At 67.9% G+C, this 15,558-nt stretch carries 14 protein-coding genes; 5 read left to right on the forward strand and 9 right to left on the reverse strand.

Annotated features, from left to right (window positions below; genetic code table 11):
- Positions 1 to 57 precede the first annotated feature (57 nt).
- Both BHQ18_RS08400 and BHQ18_RS08405 read left to right on the forward strand, forming a co-directional pair.
- The gene (locus tag BHQ18_RS08400; protein WP_069413325.1) at positions 58 to 582 is read left to right on the forward strand and encodes an RNA polymerase sigma factor; all 525 of its coding nucleotides are present in this window, start codon (positions 58 to 60) and stop codon (positions 580 to 582) included.
- Positions 579 to 1,853, forward strand: coding sequence for a VOC family protein (locus BHQ18_RS08405; protein ID WP_069413143.1), 1,275 nt, complete (start codon positions 579 to 581; stop codon positions 1,851 to 1,853). The genes BHQ18_RS08400 and BHQ18_RS08405 overlap by 4 nt, the downstream gene beginning before the upstream one ends.
- 52 nt (positions 1,854 to 1,905) lie before the next feature.
- Here the strand turns inward: BHQ18_RS08405 and BHQ18_RS08410 are convergent, their stop codons facing one another.
- Together BHQ18_RS08410 and BHQ18_RS08415 are read right to left on the reverse strand one after the other, a co-directional pair.
- Entirely contained in the window at positions 1,906 to 3,081 is a 1,176-nt protein-coding gene (locus BHQ18_RS08410) for an NAD(P)/FAD-dependent oxidoreductase (protein ID WP_069413144.1), read from the reverse strand.
- 57 nt (positions 3,082 to 3,138) lie between these two features.
- Positions 3,139 to 3,600, reverse strand: a complete 462-nt coding sequence (locus BHQ18_RS08415; protein ID WP_069413326.1) for an Rv2324 family transcriptional regulator — start codon at positions 3,598 to 3,600, stop codon at positions 3,139 to 3,141.
- 113 nt (positions 3,601 to 3,713) lie between these two features.
- On the opposite strand from BHQ18_RS08415, the gene ddaH reads away from it, so the two are divergent.
- Positions 3,714 to 4,559: a dimethylargininase gene (ddaH, locus tag BHQ18_RS08420; protein ID WP_069413145.1), complete on the forward strand. Its 846-nt coding sequence runs from the start codon at positions 3,714 to 3,716 to the stop codon at positions 4,557 to 4,559.
- On the forward strand, positions 4,556 to 5,791 hold the full coding sequence (gene rocD, locus BHQ18_RS08425; protein ID WP_069413146.1) for an ornithine--oxo-acid transaminase: 1,236 nt from the start codon (positions 4,556 to 4,558) through the stop codon (positions 5,789 to 5,791). The genes ddaH and rocD overlap by 4 nt, the downstream gene beginning before the upstream one ends.
- A 45-nt stretch (positions 5,792 to 5,836) precedes the next feature.
- Here the strand turns inward: rocD and BHQ18_RS08430 are convergent, their stop codons facing one another.
- The 5 genes from BHQ18_RS08430 to BHQ18_RS08450 all read right to left on the reverse strand — a co-directional run bounded on the left by BHQ18_RS08430 (position 5,837) and on the right by BHQ18_RS08450 (position 11,838).
- Complete coding sequence (locus BHQ18_RS08430) at positions 5,837 to 6,688, reverse strand: mycofactocin-coupled SDR family oxidoreductase (RefSeq protein ID WP_205866066.1); 852 nt, start codon at positions 6,686 to 6,688, stop codon at positions 5,837 to 5,839.
- A 67-nt stretch (positions 6,689 to 6,755) separates the two neighbouring features.
- Positions 6,756 to 7,991 (reverse strand): arginine deiminase, encoded by a 1,236-nt coding sequence (locus tag BHQ18_RS08435; protein WP_069413147.1) that lies wholly within the window; start codon positions 7,989 to 7,991, stop codon positions 6,756 to 6,758.
- Between the two features lie 20 nt (positions 7,992 to 8,011).
- A complete protein-coding gene (locus BHQ18_RS08440; RefSeq protein WP_069413148.1) occupies positions 8,012 to 9,451 on the reverse strand; it encodes a basic amino acid/polyamine antiporter in 1,440 nt (479 codons plus the stop codon).
- The gene (gene nhaC, locus BHQ18_RS08445; RefSeq protein ID WP_069413149.1) at positions 9,448 to 10,929 is read right to left on the reverse strand and encodes a Na+/H+ antiporter NhaC; all 1,482 of its coding nucleotides are present in this window, start codon (positions 10,927 to 10,929) and stop codon (positions 9,448 to 9,450) included. The genes BHQ18_RS08440 and nhaC overlap by 4 nt, the downstream gene beginning before the upstream one ends.
- Before the next feature lie 75 nt (positions 10,930 to 11,004).
- The gene (locus BHQ18_RS08450; RefSeq protein ID WP_069413150.1) at positions 11,005 to 11,838 is read right to left on the reverse strand and encodes an SHOCT domain-containing protein; all 834 of its coding nucleotides are present in this window, start codon (positions 11,836 to 11,838) and stop codon (positions 11,005 to 11,007) included.
- An 80-nt stretch (positions 11,839 to 11,918) separates the two neighbouring features.
- Here BHQ18_RS08450 and BHQ18_RS08455 point away from each other — a divergent pair, with 80 nt between their 5' ends.
- The gene (locus tag BHQ18_RS08455) at positions 11,919 to 13,295 is read left to right on the forward strand and encodes an MFS transporter (RefSeq protein ID WP_069413151.1); all 1,377 of its coding nucleotides are present in this window, start codon (positions 11,919 to 11,921) and stop codon (positions 13,293 to 13,295) included.
- Here BHQ18_RS08455 and BHQ18_RS08460 read toward each other — a convergent pair.
- Both BHQ18_RS08460 and tuf read right to left on the reverse strand, forming a co-directional pair.
- Positions 13,261 to 14,109 (reverse strand): cutinase family protein, encoded by an 849-nt coding sequence (locus BHQ18_RS08460; protein ID WP_084293977.1) that lies wholly within the window; start codon positions 14,107 to 14,109, stop codon positions 13,261 to 13,263. The two genes, BHQ18_RS08455 and BHQ18_RS08460, sit on opposite strands and share 35 nt — an antisense overlap.
- Before the next feature lie 233 nt (positions 14,110 to 14,342).
- A complete protein-coding gene (tuf, locus tag BHQ18_RS08465; protein WP_069413153.1) occupies positions 14,343 to 15,533 on the reverse strand; it encodes an elongation factor Tu in 1,191 nt (396 codons plus the stop codon).
- Between the last annotated feature and the right edge of the window lie 25 nt (positions 15,534 to 15,558).

Genomic DNA, 15,558 nt, shown 5'->3' on the forward strand with positions numbered 1-15,558 from the left:
CCAAAAAATTTCGCATTGACCCGTCGGAGTTCGGGGCCCCGCGGCGACGATATGGGTGTGAGCGCCGAACCGAACGGCCCCGACGCTCCGCGGGCACTGCTGGAGTTGTACGACGACGCGCTACCGCGCGTGTACGGGTACTTCGTCCGGCGCTGCGGTGACCGCGGGACGGCCGAAGACCTGACGTCGGAAACCTTCCTGGCGGCGATGGACGCTGCCAGGAAGGACGCTCCACCGCCGATCACGGTGCCGTGGCTGATCGGGGTGGCCCGCCACAAACTGGCCGACCACTACCGCCGACGCCACGACCGGTTCAGCGTTCCGGTCGACGAGATGCCCGAACCGCTCGACGTGTCCGACGACTGGGACGCCGAACTGGACCGCATCGTGGCCGAGAGCGTGCTGGCCAAGCTCTCCGAGCAGCACCGCACGGTGTTGACGCTGCGCTACATGGACGACTGCTCGGTGCCCGAGTGCGCCGAGCTGATCGGGCGCACCGTGCACGCCACCGAGGCGCTGCTGGTGCGGGCCCGCCGCGCTTTCCGCGCCAACTACCCGGGACCGGAAGGAGGTAAGTCATGAACGACCCGCTGTCAGTGCTGCGCGGTGACGACCTTCCGGTGCAACCGGACCCGGCGTTCGCCGCCCGGCTGCGCGCCCGGCTGGAATCGGCGTTATCTCTGCCCAATCGAACCGAGGAGGTTGTCATGAGTGGTACCGATACCGCGATCGCCGAACTGTCCGAGAGCACGCCCGAGGTTCACACGCCGCCGCGTCCCGCCGCGGTGCCGTACCTGACCGTCGCCGATGCACGCGAGGCGATCGCGTGGTACACCGCCGCATTCGGCGCGACCGTCGTCGGCGAACCCGTCGAGATGGACGACGGCCGCATCGGCCACGCTGAGCTGGCCATCGGCGCCGGTGTCCTGTACCTGGCCGACGAGTATCCGGAGATCGGTCTGAAAGCACCGTCACCGCAGTCGGTTTCGGTGAGCCTGATGCTGCACGTCGACGACACCGACGCCACGTTGCAGCGGGCCCGCGAACGCGGTGCCGAGGTGCAGCGTGAACCGTACGAGAACTACGGGTCCCGCAGCGCCGCGATCGTCGACCCGTTCGGCCACCGGTGGATGCTCAGCGGCCCGGTGACCGGCACGCAGGTGCAGATCCAGCACGGCGACGTCGGCTACGTCTCGGTGTGGGTGCCCGACGCGGACCGGGCCGCGACGTTCTACGGCCACGTGCTCGGGTGGGCCTACGACCCGGCGACCCGCCGGGTGACCAACACCGACCAGCCCATCAACATCTACAGCGTCGACAACGCCCAGGGCATGCTGTGCTGCTACGCGGTCACCGACCTCGACGGCGCCCGGCAGTCGATCGTCGATGCCGGCGGCACCGTCGGCGAGGTCACCGAGTTCGACTTCGGCACCGTGCTGGACGCGACCGACCCGAACGGGATGGCGTTCGCGGTGTTCCGCCCGAAGCCGGGCACCTCGCGGCCGGCGCTCAACGGCACTGGGCCGGGTGAACTTTCGTACATCACGCAGTTTGTGCCGGACTCCGCGGTGTTCAAGGCGTTCTACAGCAGGGTGCTGTTCTGGACGTTCGAGCCCGGGCGCATCGACGACGGCTGGGGAGTGCGCGAGGCCCAGCCGATGACGGGTATCGCCGGCGGCAACACCGACGCGGCGGTCGTGCCGATGTGGACCGTCGCCGACATCGACGCCGCGGTGGCGCGGGTGCGCGAGGCCGGCGGGACCGTGATCGAGGAGCCGTCGCAGCAGTCGTACGGCCGGTCGGCGCTGTGCACCGACGACCAGAACACCCGCTTCTACCTCGGCGAGTTCTAGTGATTTCGGCGTAGTTGGTCGGGCTGAGCGCCGCTAACTACGCCGAAACCGCTCAGCCGAGGACGTCGGCGATCGGAGCGCCCGCGGCGATCTTGCCGCGGGCCTTCATCACCTTGCCCGGCATGCCGCCGCCGACCACGCCGGCGACCACGCCGTCGCGTTCGTAGTAGGCCAGGAACTTGCGGCCGTCGTCCTCGACGACGTGCACGGTGTCGCCGGGCTCGGGCTCGCCGAGGCACTGGATCTTGACGTCGTACTGATCGCTCCAGAAGTACGGCACCGAGACCGCCGACGGCGGCTCCTGCCCGAGCATCGCGGGCACCAGCACCCGGGCCTGGTCGGCGACGTTGCTCCAATGTTCAACGCGCACTTGGTGTCCCAGGGTGTGCCGCCACGACGCGACGTCGCCGATCGCCCACACGTGCGGCGCGCTGGAGCGCCCGCGGCCGTCGCACACCACGCCGTTGTCGAGTTCGAGCCCGCTGCCCTCCAGCCAGTCGGTGCCCGGCCGCGACCCGATGCCCACCACGACGATGTCGGCGGCCAGCTCGCTGCCGTCGCCGAGCACCACCGTCTCCACCCGGTCCGTACCGCGCACCTCGGCGACGCCGACACCGCAGCGGACGTCGACCCCTTCGGCGCGGTGCAGCCGCGCGACGAGTTCGCCGATCTGCTCGCCGAGCACCGAGGCCAGCGGCGCGGGCTGCGGCTCCACCAGTGCCACCTCGGCGCCGAGCTTGCGCAGGCTCGCGGCCACCTCGCAGCCGATGAAGCCGGCCCCGACCACGACGGCCCGCCGCGCCGATCCGGCCTCCTTGCGCAGCGCCACCGCCTCGTCAAGGTTGCGCAGCACGTGGATGCCGGCCAGGTCCGGAAACGACGGAATCCGCTTGGGCACCAGACCGGTCGCGATGATCAGCTCGTCGTAGCCGAGTTCGGAGCCGTCGCGCAGCGTGATCGTCTTCGCCGCGGTGTCCAGCGACTGCGCGCCGCTGCCGAGCCGCACGGTGATGTCGTTCTCCTCGTAGAACTCCGCGGGCTTGAGCGTCACGTCGTCGACTTCGGCGCGCAGCACTTCCTTCGACAGCGGCGGCCGGTCGTACGGCAGGTGGTCCTCGTCGCTGACGATGGTGACCGGGCCGGCGTATTCGGAGCGTCGCAGCTGTTCGGCGGTGCGGGCCGCCGCCAGTCCGCCGCCGACGATGACAATGCCGCCTGTAGAGGTCATGGGCAGTTTCTTACACGATGCGCGCGGGCATCTGTCCGCCACCCCGGCCTCACGTGCTCAGTTGGCCGGCGGGCCGGCGCGGTCGCGGTCGATGATGTTGGTCAGCACCACGATGCTCTCGCTGCGCTCGACGTCGGCCGCCGAGCGGATCCGCTCGAGCGCCTCCTCGAGATGACGCATGTCGCGGGCCACCACGTGCAGCATCGCATCGGCGGTGCCGGTGACGGTGGCCGCGCTGATCACCTCCGGTATGTCGATCCAGGCCTGCCGCAACCGTTCTGGTGCGATCGTGCCGTGCCGGAACACCTGGACGTAGGCCTCGGTGGTCCAGCCGAGGGCGCTGCGGTCGACGACTGTGGTGAATCCGCGGATGACGCCGTTGTCGAGTAACCGGTCGACGCGCCGCTTCACCGCGGGCGCGGACAAATTGACCCGCTCGCCGATCTCGGCGTAGGTGGCCCGCGCGTCGTTGGCCAGCGCCGCCAGGATCTGCTCGTCGGTCTCGTCCAACCGGTCCACACACACCTCCACGCAATGAATTGTCGTCTGGACCAGTTTGACACAACGGAACACGGCTATATACGCAATGAAAGACGATTGATTGCAAAATCGGCCCGGCCTACCGTTGATCTATGACTGTGGCCGCCCCCCGATATGACCACCGCCCCGACCGAGCGTCTCGCCGCCGCACCCGGCACTACGCGATGACCCCACCGACCTTCTTCACTGTCGAGTACGCGATCAACCCGTGGATGGACCCGACGACCGTCGTCGACACCGCACTGGCGCTGGCTCAGTGGGAGACGCTGCGCCGCACCTACACCGACCTCGGGCACACCGTCGACGTGATCGACCCGGTCCCCGGCCTGCCCGACATGGTCTACGCCGCCAACGGCGGCCTCATCGTCGGCGACACCGCGGTCGTCGCGCGGTTCGCCTATCCGCAGCGCGCCGCCGAGGCCCACGCCTACGCCGCGTGGATGACCGCCCGCGGCCTGCGCCCCGTCGAGACCCGCCACGTCAACGAGGGGCAGGGGGACCTGCTGGTCGTCGGCGCAACGGTGTTGGCGGGATACGGTTTCCGCACGGATCGACGCGCACACGACGAGATCGCTGCGCGCCTCGACTGCCCCATCGTCAGCCTCGAACTGGTCGACCCGCGGTTCTACCACCTCGACACCGCGCTCGCCGTGCTCGACGACACGACGATCGCCTACTACCCGCCCGCGTTCAGCGACGCGTCGCGCACCACGCTGTCGACTCTGTTCCCCGACGCGATCGAGGTCGCCAGCGCCGACGCCTACGTCCTGGGCCTCAACGCGGTCTCCGACGGCTACCACGTCGTACTCCCGGCCGCGGCAACGGGTTTCGCCGAGCAACTGCGCGCCGGAGGCTTCCGGCCGGTCGGCGTCGACCTGTCCGAGCTGCTCAAGGGCGGCGGTTCCGTCAAGTGCTGCACGCTGGAGGTACATCCATGACCACCCTCGAGTCGAGCCGGACCGAAACGGCGATCGCGCTGGATGCGCGCCACACCGCGCACAACTACTCGCCGCTGCCGGTGGTGGCGGCCGCCGCTGAAGGCGTGTGGATCACCGACGTCGACGGGCGCCGCTACCTCGACTGCCTGGCCGCCTATTCCGCGGTCAACTTCGGTCACCGCAATCCGGAGATCATCGCAGTCGCGCACGCCCAACTCGACGCCGTCACCCTGGTCAGCCGGGCGTTCCACTCCGACCGGCTGGGCCCGTTCTGCGCCGCGCTGGCCGACCTCTGCGGCAAGGACATGGTGCTGCCGATGAACAGCGGCGCCGAGGCCGTCGAAAGCGGGCTCAAGGTGGCCCGCAAGTGGGGCGTCGACGTCAAGGGCGTGCCGGCCGGTGAGGCCAACATCGTGGTGGCACACAACAACTTCCACGGGCGCACTACGACGATCATCAGCTTCTCCGACGACGAGACCGCGCGCCGCGGCTTCGGGCCCTACACGCCGGGATTCCGCATGGCGCCGTTCGGTGACGCCGACGCGTTCGCCGACGCGATCGACGAACACACCGTCGCGGTACTGGTGGAACCGATCCAGGGCGAGGCCGGCGTCATCGTCCCGCCCGACGACTTCCTGCCCCGACTGCGGGCGCTGTGCACCGAGCGCAACGTGCTGCTGATCGCCGACGAGATCCAGTCCGGCCTGGCCCGCACCGGGCGCACGTTCGCCTGTGAGCACTGGGGCGTCGTCCCCGACGTCTACCTGCTCGGCAAGGCGCTCGGCGGAGGTGTGCTGCCGGTGTCGGCGGTGGTGGCCGACCGCGACGTTCTCGGCGTGCTGCATCCCGGCGAACACGGGTCGACGTTCGGCGGTAATCCGCTGGCCGCCGCGATCGGCACGACCGTCGTCGAGATCCTCAACCGCGGTGAATACCAACGCCGCTCAACCGAACTCGGCGAGCACCTGCACCGGCGGCTGCGCGCGCTGATCGGTCACGGCGTCGTCGCGGTCCGCGGGAAGGGACTGTGGGCCGGCGTCGACCTCGACCCGTCGCTGGGCAGCGGGAAGGACATGTGCCACCGGCTCGCGCGCCGCGGGGTGCTGGTCAAGGACACTCACGGCGCCACGCTGCGATTCGCACCGCCGCTGGTGATCACCGCCGACGAGATCGACTGGGCCGTCGACCAGTTCGAGGCCGCGATCCCCGCGAGCAGACGCAAACTGCCCTGAAAACCCGCCGAAGTAGGGCACTTTGCGTCTGCTCGGCGAGAAAAATCAGTACTTCATCGTGCCGCGGTCGACGGCGATCTGGCTGCCGGAGATCGTTCGCGACCCGTCACCGGCCAGCCACGCGACGACATCGGACACCTCTTCGGCCGTCATGAACTCCTGCAGACCCTTGTTGCCGTCGGAGTCGACCGGGTGGTACGGCATCGGCGAGAAGCTGTGGATGAAGTTGGGGTGCTTGCCGAACAGCTGGATCATGGCGTCCTTCTCGACCATCGGCGTCTCGATCGAGTACGGGTGAATCGAGTTGACGCGGATACCGAATTCGCCCGCCTCGATCGCCAGCGAGTTGGTCAGCGCGGTCAGCCCGTGCTTGGACGCGGCGTAATGCGCGTTGCCCGGGGTGGCCTTCAGGCCGGCCGACGAGCTGACGATGATGATCGACCCGCCGTTGCCCGCCTCGATCATCGCGGGCACCGCCGCGCGCACGGTGCGCCAGGTCCCGTTGAGGTTGACGTCGACGACCGTGTCCCACTGCTCCTCGGACATCTCCCAGATGCGGCCCCAGCTCAGCACACCGGCGTTCGCGACGAGGATGTCGAGTCGGCCGAACTGCTCGACGCCGTCGGCGACCACCTGCTGCAGCGCGGGCAGATCACGGATGTCGATCTCGCGGGACAGCACCTTGCGTCCCGTCGCCTCCACCGCGCGCACGGTCTCGGCGAGTTCGTCGGAGGTGGCCATCGGGTAGGTGATGGTCTCCGAGATCGGCGCGCAGACGTCGATCGCGATGATGTCGGCGCCCTCCTCGGCCAGCCGGACCGCGTGCGAGCGGCCCTGCCCGCGCGCGGCGCCGGTGATCAGCGCCACGCGGCCTTCCAGGGGTTTCGTCGCCGTCACCGCTGCTCCTTCCGGGGATGCTGCGGACAGGCTAACAGCCGAACTGGAACGTGTTCTAGTAGAGGCTTCAGTCGAGCGGGTCGCGGATGATCGGGCAGGTCATGCAGTGCCCGCCGCCGCGGCCGCGGCCCAGTTCGGCGCCGACGATCGTGATCACCTCTACCCCGGCCCGGCGCAGCAGCGTGTTGGTGTGGGTGTTGCGGTCGTAGGCGAACACCACACCGGGTGCGACGGCGACGAGGTTGTTGCCGCTGTCCCACTGCTGGCGTTCGGCGTCGTAGGCGTTGCCGCCGGTCTCGACGACCCGCAGCTCGCCCAGGCCCAGCGCCGACGCCACCACTTCGATGAACGGTTTCGTCGCCTCTTCGACCTCCACCCCCGGGTCGGTGTCGCTGGGGTGCAGCACGAACGTCTGTATGGCGTCGACGATCTCGGGATAGATCGTCACGACGTCGCGGTCGGCGAACGTGAAGATCGTGTCGAGGTGCATCGCCGAGCGCAGCTTCGGCATGCCGGCGACGATCACCTGCGTGGCGGCCCCCTCGGCGAACAGCGTCGCGGCGACCTGTGTGATGGCCTGGCGCGACGTGCGTTCGCTCATCCCGATGATCACCACACCCTGGCCCGGGATCAGCACGTCGCCGCCCTCGAATGACGCCAGCCCCCAGGACAGTTCGGGATCCCCCCACCACACCCGCGAACCGGCGAAGTCGGGATGGAACTGGTAGATGGCCTTCATCAGCAGGGTTTCGTCGTGGCGCGCCGGCCAGAACAGCGGGTTGAGCGTCACGCCCCCGTAGATCCAGCAGGTGGTGTCGCGGGTGTAGAGCGTGTTGGGCAGCGGCGGCATCAGATATTCGGTGACGCCGCTGTTCTCGCGCGCCAGCCCGCGGTAGCCCGACTGTGTGTCCTTGGGCAGATCCCGGATCGACATACCGCCGATGAGCAGTTCGGCGAGTCGTTGCGGCGGCAGCGAATCCAGGAACCCGCGGGTGTCGTCGACCAGGCCGAGGCCCACCTCGTTGGGCACGATCTTGCGGTCCAGCAGCCACGTCTTGGCGTCCGGGTCGCTCATCGTCTGCGCCAGGAGTTCGTGCAGTTCCACGACGTCGACGTCGTGGTCGCGCATCTTGTCGACGAAGTCGAAGTGGTCGCGACGCGCGTTCTGCACCCACAGCACGTCGTCGAAGAGCAGGCTGTCGCAGTTGGTGGGGGTCAGCCGCTCGTGCGCGAGACCCGGCGAGCACACCAGCACCTTGCGCAGCTTGCCCACCTCCGAGTGCACCCCGAAACCAGTAGACATGTCAGTTCCTCTCCCCTACCTCAGATTTCGATCGCGCCGGTGGCCAGCGAGAACACGGCGACGACGGCGCCCAGCACGATCACGCCGAACAGGACGGCCTCGGCGGGCCGGAACACCCGCAGTCCGCGTTCACGCCGCGCCTTGAAATACAGTGCCGCCGCCGGTGCGTAGAGAATGCACGACAGCAGCAGCTTGTCCATGCCGGCGGCGTAGACCAGGAACAGGGTGTACAGCGTGGCGACCGCCGATATCGCCATGTCGGCGCCCAGCGCCCGCCGGTCCTCGTAGGTTTCGCGGGTGAGCGTCAGCTTGAGCGCGTACGCCGCGGCCAGCAGATAGGGGATCAACGACAGCGCCGCGGTGAGATCGAGCATGAAATCGAGTGCGTCCGCGGCGAACAGCAACGCGACCAGCAGCAGCGTCGTCAACCCGGCGGCCATCACCAACGCGGCGACCGGTGCGTCGTGCCGGTTGGTGCGGCTCAGGAAGCGCGGCATGTCGTCGGACTTCGCGGGGATGAACAGCACCTCGGCGGCCATCAGTGTCCACGCCAGGTACGCCCCGAGTACCGACACGATGACCCCGACCCGGATGAAGACCGACCCCCAGGGGCCGACGATCGACTCGAGGACCGCGGCCATCGACGGCTGGCTGACTTCGGCGAGTTCACTCTGCGGCATCACACCGTAGGACACCAGGGTGACGAGCGCGAAAACGCTCAGCACGCTGAGGAATCCGAAGACCGTGGCGCGGCCGACGTCTTCGCGCCTGCGCGCCATCCGGGAGTACACGGCGGCGCCTTCGATGCCCAGGAAGACGAACACGGTGATCAGCATCGTGCCGGTGGCCTGCTCCCACAGCGACGCGAGAGAGTACCCGCCGCCGTCGCCCCAGAAGTTGTCGGCGAACACGCCGGCTTCGAACGCGATGATCGCGATCACGATGAACATCAGGATCGGCAACACCTTGGCGACCGTGACGATGTAGTTGATGACCGCCGCGTCCCGGACACCGCGCAGCACCAGCGACACGAACAGCCACACCCCGATCGCCGACACGACGACCGCCAGCACGGTGTCACCCGCCCCGAACGCCGGTACCACCGCGCTCAGCGTCGTGGTGATCAGCACCCAGTACGACACATTGCCCGCACACGCGGACGCCCAGTAACCGATCGCCGAGTTGAAGCCGATGTAATCGCCGAAACCGGCCTTGGCGTAGGTGAAGATGCCCGCGTTGAGATCGGGTTTGCGGATCGCGAGCCGTTGAAAGACGAACGCCAGCATCAGCATTCCGGAGCCCGCGATGGTCCAGGCGATCAGCGCGCCCGCAACGCCGGTTTCGGTGCCGAATCGTCGCGGGAGCAGGAAGACCCCGGAGCCGATCATCGACCCGACGACCATCGCGGTCAGGGTCGGCAGGCTCACCTTCTGTTCGTGCGCGGTCTCCGTCGTCGTCATGTGATCTCCCCCTCCGTCGGTGTGGTCCTGACGACCCGGAAGCCGGTGAACCCGTATACCACGCTGAGCAGAGGGCTGGCGATGTTGAACATCGCGAACGGCAGGTAGGAAAGTGTCGAGACGCCGAGCACCGCGCTCATGAATGCACCGCACGAGTTCCACGGCACAAGCGCCGAGGTCACCGTTCCGCTGTCAGCCGCCAGCCGCGACAGGTTCTGCGCCGCGAGGCCACGCTTCTCGAACTCCATCCGGAAGACGCGGCTCGGCAGCACGAGCGCGATGTACTGGTCTCCTGCGACGATATTGAGGCCGATGCCACTGGCGAACACCGAAAGATAAAGCTGCCCTGTTGTTTTCGCGGAGGCAATCAGCGGTCGCACAAGGCGGTCGATCAACCCGAACTGCTCGAGCAACGCGCCGAACGTGACTGCACCGATGATCAGCCAGATGGTGAGCAGCATGCTGTCCATACCGCCGCGCGAGAGCAGACGGTCGATGTCGGCGATCCCGGAGTTCATCGTGAAGCCGTTGGCCATCGCGCGCCAGACGGCCTGTACCGGTCCGGCGATCGTGTCGGTGCTGCCGTGGATTTCGGCGACGAAGCCCGCCACCACGTCGCGTTGCAGGAACACCGCCTGCACCCCGGCCCACAGCGAGGCCGCCAACAGCGCCAGCGAGGCCGGCGCCTTCCGGATCGACAAAATCACCAGAACAGCCATCGGCAACAGATTGACCGGGGTGATCGCGAAGATCTCGCCGAGCTTGGCCAGCTCGACGTCTTCGCCGACGGTGTCGCGGACCGGCGGACCGACGATGCCAAGGAGGGTGAAGAACACCGCCGCGATGACGAACGCCGGCACCGAGGTCCACGCCTGGCTGCGGATATGGGTGTAGATGTCGACCTTGACCATCTGCGCGGTGAGGATCGTCGTCTCCGACAACGGTGAGAGCTTGTCACCCAGATAGGCCCCGGAGATCACCGCTCCGGCGGTGATGGCCGACGACACCCCGAGCATGGTGGCAATCCCGACAAGTCCGACACCGACGGTGCCCGCGGTCGTCCAGGAACTACCGATCGACATTGCCACGATGCCGCAGATGATGGCGGTAGCAACGTAGAAGTAACCCGGCGAGAGCACCTGAATCCCGTAGTACACCAACGTCGGGATGGTGCCGGACAGGTTCCAGGTGCCGATCAACGCGCCGACGGCGAGCAGGATGAACAACGCGCTGGTGATCGACGACATCGCACCCTGGCCGGCCTCCTGCACGGCGGTCCAGCGGTGCCCGTTCTTCAGGGCGATCAATGCCGCGACCGCGCAACACATCACCAGCGCGACCTGGATGGGACCGTCGAGGGCGTCGAGCCCGAACAACGTGATCGAGCTACCGATCAGAAGTGCGAGCGCAATTAGCGGAACAACCGCGTCAGCCAGCGACGGACTCCGAATCGCCTGATGCTCCAGCGAGTCCGTCATCGCAGCACCCCCCGGGTCCCGCTACGCGGCACGGACCGACCGTATCAGCCCGCGGCGGATCGCATGCCGGAAAAACTACAGTTCAGCGATGATCTGCTGCCGTTTGGCGGTGTACTCGTCATCGGAGATCGCCCCGGTGGCACGCAGCGTCTCGAGTTCCTGCAGTCGCTGGGCGGTCGACGGTTCCGGCGGCGCCGGATAGGGAACTCCCGGTGCCGATGCCGCCGGTTGCGGCGCCGGCGTCGCCGTCTGCTGCGCGGCCCGTTGTACGACGGCCTGAACCTGTTGGCGGGCAGCAGGATTGGATCGCAGGTCGATCATGCTGTCGAAGCGGATGTTGTGTGCCTTGAGGATCTGCAGGATCTCCATCAGCGACTCGGTCTGCCCGGTCAGGTCGTAGGTGCGGTTGTCCTCGGCGATCGTGAAGCTGGCCGGCATCATCCCGCCGATCAGAGCGCTTCGCTCCCAGTCGATCTGATACTCCAGGGTGGTGGGGTCGACGAGCGCCACCAGCTTGCGGTTGGTGATCATCGGCAGCCGGGAGATCGACGCGATCACCTTGTCCTGGCTGGCGAACGGGGCGATGCCCGGGCCGCTGATCTGCAGGTCGAGTTTGACCAGCGGCTGCTCGTTGATCCGGGTGTTGGTCTCGTTGATGCGCGTGACCAGGGCCAGCGCCAGCACCCCGGTATGTTCGAGCGCGGCGGTCCTGGCCGACTTGCGCACGCCCACAGCGGTGATCGCCAGCGCGATCAGCACATCGAGCGCGGTGACCAGCAGACCTGTCCAGAACATCCACTGCAGCGACGGGTCACCGGCGGAGAAGTAGATGACCAGGAAGATCGGGCCGACGATGCCGCACAGCAGCATGAACGCCTGGATTTTGAGGTAACGCCAGAATGTCGACACTGGCCCCGGCTCCTGTCGGTCGCGTTTTTCCCGCGTCAGATTACCGCCAAACGGTGGCCTGCGAGCCGTATCGTCACCCGATGACGTCGGAGGCGGACACCAGGTCGCGGTGGATTCTCGCGGCCGTGGCGCTGGCCTTGTTCTGCGTACAGATCGACTACTTCGCGATGAACCTGGCGCTGCCGCGGATTGCCGCGGAGTTCGACCGCAGCGCGACGGATCTGCAGTGGCTGGTCAGCGCGTACATGCTGGCGTTGGGCGCATTCATGGTCCCCGCGGGCCGCATCGGTGACATCTTCGGGCGCCGCCGCGCGCTGCTGTGCGGGATCGCGCTGTTCGGTGTGGCGTCGGTGGCGTGTGCGCTGGCGCCGTCGGCGCTGCTGCTCATCGCGTTTCGGGTGCTGCAGGGTATCGGCGCGGCGTTCATCTTCCCGGTGTCGGTCAGCGTGCTGACCAACGCCTACGGTTCCGCACGCGCAGGCAAGTCGATCGGAACCGCCTACGGCATAGCCGCTTTGGGCAACGCCGCCGGCCCGCTGGTCGGGGGTCTGCTCACCGACTCCGTCGGCTGGCGGTGGATCTTCTGGTTGAACGTCCCGCTCACGCTGGTGTCTCTGGCGATCGCGGCACGGACGGTCACCGAGTCGTTCGACGAGACGGCGCCGCGTCACCTCGACGTGACTGGGCTGGCGTTGATCAGCACCGGAATCGGCCTGTTCACACTGACTTTCGACCGGGCTCCGGAATGGGGTTGGGTGTCGGGCTGGACGTTGGGCGCGTTCGCGGTCTCGGTGGCGACGCTGGCAGCTTTCGTCGTCGTGGAGCGGCGGGCACGGTGGCCGCTGGTCGACCTCGCGCTGCTGGGCAACCCGCGGTTCACGCTGCTCGTCGTCGCCGGCACCGTCGCCAACGTCGCTTACGTCGTCACGATCTTCGTGTCCACGTTGTTCATGCAGCAGGTCCTGGGGCTCGACCCGTTGGCCGCGGGGTTGGCGTTCCTGGGCCCGTCGGTCGGCGCCGCGGCGGGCGGATGGTTGGCCGGGCGGCTCGCGGCGCGTCGTTCACCGGCGCTGGTGATGGGCACGACGATCGTGCTGGCCGCGTTCAGCGTGGCCGCGTTGGCGCTCTCGGGTGGGTGGATCGCCTATCTGGCGGCACTGACGGCCGGCGGCGCGACGCTGGGTTTGGTGTACGCGTTCACCACGGTCGCGACGCAGGCCGTCGTCCGGCCCGAGCGCGCCGGGGAGGCGGCGGGAATCACGCTGACGGTACTGGTGTCGGTGGCCGGCGTGGGGGTGGCCGTCGCGGGCACCGCGCTGGAAGTGTTGCAGAGCAACGGTTTTCCGGCGGCCGACGCCTCACAAACCGTGCTGACGGTGCTGGCCGCGCTGTTGCTCGCCGCGGGTGCCGCGGTGTTGTGGACTACTCGGCCGGTACCGTCGCGCCCAGCGGCGTGACCGGCTGGGCTTCGGGTGCGACGGGCGCGCCGCCGAGGAGCTGATACAGCGGCTGCGTCCAGCGGTAGCCGCCGCTGGCGGTGGTGTAGCTGGTGTGGATCATGGTGGCGACCTTCGACACCTCTTCGGCTTCGGGGTCGTAGTCGCAGACGGCGTCGCCGAGTTCGCACACGCTGATCGTGCGGGCGCCGATCTCCGGCGGAAGGCCCTGCGGGGCGCGGGCCAGGATCGGCCAGTCCTGCGCGACGCCCTTGCCGGCGCCGGGGACCGCGGTGACCGAGCCGATGTTGAACGTCGTGTCGGTCGGCAGCCGGTCACCATCGGCGATCAGCAGCGCACCCGCGACGTTCGGGTTGGCCCCGAGCGCGTGCAGGTTGCGGTGCACGACCATCGCGCCCTGCGAGTAACCCGCGAAGATGACCTTCGATGCCGGGCACTTCGCCGAGAACGCCGCATACTGGGCGTTGAGCGCGGTCGCACCGGTGTCGACGCTGCCCATGAAACCGAGCCAGTCGCCGACTCCGCCGTCGTCGTCGGGAACCGCGACCGCGGGATACTCGACGGCTTCGGCGGTCATCGTGCGCCCGTCGGCGGCGACCAGTTGCTGCAGATCGAGGAACGACTGGTAGACGTCGTCGCCCATGCCCGCGTTGGCGGTCAGGTTGCCGTCGCGCTGGCCGGAGCCGGCCGCGCCGAACCAGTGCACGTCGGGGCAGCCCGGGTCGGCCGAAGCCAGGGACATGCCCGACATTCCTGCGAACGCGGCACCCGCGACCGCTGCGGCGCTGGCGAACGCAGTGAGACGACCGAACATGAAACCCTTACCTTCCTGGCCCGACCAGGGCATACGCGAAGTACATCGGTCGCGCAGGTGTCGGCGTTACAGCTGAGGCGCCCGCTTGCCCTCGAGCCGCCGACTTCGACGCCAGGGTCGTTACTCGTCGACAATCGCGACCCTCACGCAGAAATCGGCGCACAAGAACAGCCGCGCCAAACACACGAAAGCGGCGCCCACCCGAAGGTGAGCGCCGCAATCGCGTACTGGTCTTACTTGTGGATCTTGGTCACCCGGCCGGCGCCGACGGTGCGGCCACCCTCGCGGATGGCGAACCGCAGGCCCTCGTCCATGGCGACGGGCTGGATCAGCTTGACGGAGATGTCGGTGTTGTCACCGGGCATCACCATCTCGGTGCCCTCGGGCAGAGTCACCACGCCGGTCACGTCCGTGGTCCGGAAGTAGAACTGCGGACGGTAATTGTTGAAGAACGGCGTGTGGCGGCCGCCCTCGTCCTTGGACAGGATGTAGACCTGGCCGTCGAACTCGGTGTGCGGCGTGGTGGTGCCGGGCTTCACGACGACCTGGCCGCGCTCGACGTCCTCACGCTTGATGCCGCGCAGCAGCAGACCGACGTTGTCGCCGGCCTGGCCCTGGTCGAGCAGCTTGCGGAACATCTCGACACCGGTGACGGTGGTCTTGGTGGTGCCCTCGCGGATGCCGACGATCTCGACTTCCTCGTTCACGTTGACCACGCCGCGCTCCACACGACCGGTGACCACGGTGCCGCGGCCGGTGATCGTGAAGACGTCCTCGACGGGCATCAGGAACGGCTTGTCGGTCTCGCGGACGGGGTCCGGGATGGACTCGTCGACGGCCTCCATGAGCTCTTCGATGCTCTTGACCCACTTCTCGTCACCCTCGAGCGCCCGCAGCGCCGAGACACGGATGACCGGGGCGTCCTCGTCGAACTCCTGGGCGGCCAGCAGTTCGCGGACCTCCATCTCGACGAGCTCGATGAGCTCCTCGTCGTCGACGGCGTCGGACTTGTTCAGCGCCACCAGGATGTAGGGCACGCCCACCTGACGGGCCAGCAGAACGTGCTCACGCGTCTGCGGCATCGGGCCGTCGGTCGCGGCGACCACCAGGATCGCGCCGTCCATCTGGGCGGCACCGGTGATCATGTTCTTGATGTAGTCCGCGTGACCGGGGGCGTCGACGTGCGCGTAGTGGCGCTTGTCGGTCTGGTACTCCACGTGGGAGATGTTGATCGTGATGCCGCGCTGACGCTCCTCAGGCGCATTGTCGATCTGGTCGAATGCGCGCGACTCGTTCAACTCGGGGAACTTGTCGTGCAGCACCTTGGTGATTGCTGCGGTCAGCGTCGTCTTGCCGTGGTCAACGTGACCAATGGTCCCGATGTTGACGTGCGGCTTCGTCCGCTCGAACTTCGCCTTCGCCACTGTGTGGTCCTCCTGGACTGTGTTG

The sequence above is a fragment of the Mycolicibacterium flavescens genome, assembly GCF_001722335.1.
Taxonomy (GTDB): domain Bacteria; phylum Actinomycetota; class Actinomycetes; order Mycobacteriales; family Mycobacteriaceae; genus Mycobacterium; species Mycobacterium flavescens.

Bases quoted from the DNA above. Each gene is read 5' to 3' on its own strand.
- BHQ18_RS08405 (WP_069413143.1), top strand. From the start codon at position 579: ATGAACGACCCGCTGTCAGTGCTGCGCGGTGACGACCTTCCGGTGCAA.
- BHQ18_RS08410 (WP_069413144.1), bottom strand. From the start codon at position 3,081: ATGACCTCTACAGGCGGCATTGTCATCGTCGGCGGCGGACTGGCGGCG.
- ddaH (WP_069413145.1), top strand. From the start codon at position 3,714: ATGACTGTGGCCGCCCCCCGATATGACCACCGCCCCGACCGAGCGTCT.
- rocD (WP_069413146.1), top strand. From the start codon at position 4,556: ATGACCACCCTCGAGTCGAGCCGGACCGAAACGGCGATCGCGCTGGAT.
- BHQ18_RS08435 (WP_069413147.1), bottom strand. From the start codon at position 7,991: ATGTCTACTGGTTTCGGGGTGCACTCGGAGGTGGGCAAGCTGCGCAAG.
- BHQ18_RS08440 (WP_069413148.1), bottom strand. From the start codon at position 9,451: ATGACGACGACGGAGACCGCGCACGAACAGAAGGTGAGCCTGCCGACC.
- nhaC (WP_069413149.1), bottom strand. From the start codon at position 10,929: ATGACGGACTCGCTGGAGCATCAGGCGATTCGGAGTCCGTCGCTGGCT.
- BHQ18_RS08455 (WP_069413151.1), top strand. From the start codon at position 11,919: ATGACGTCGGAGGCGGACACCAGGTCGCGGTGGATTCTCGCGGCCGTG.
- BHQ18_RS08460 (WP_084293977.1), bottom strand. From the start codon at position 14,109: ATGTTCGGTCGTCTCACTGCGTTCGCCAGCGCCGCAGCGGTCGCGGGT.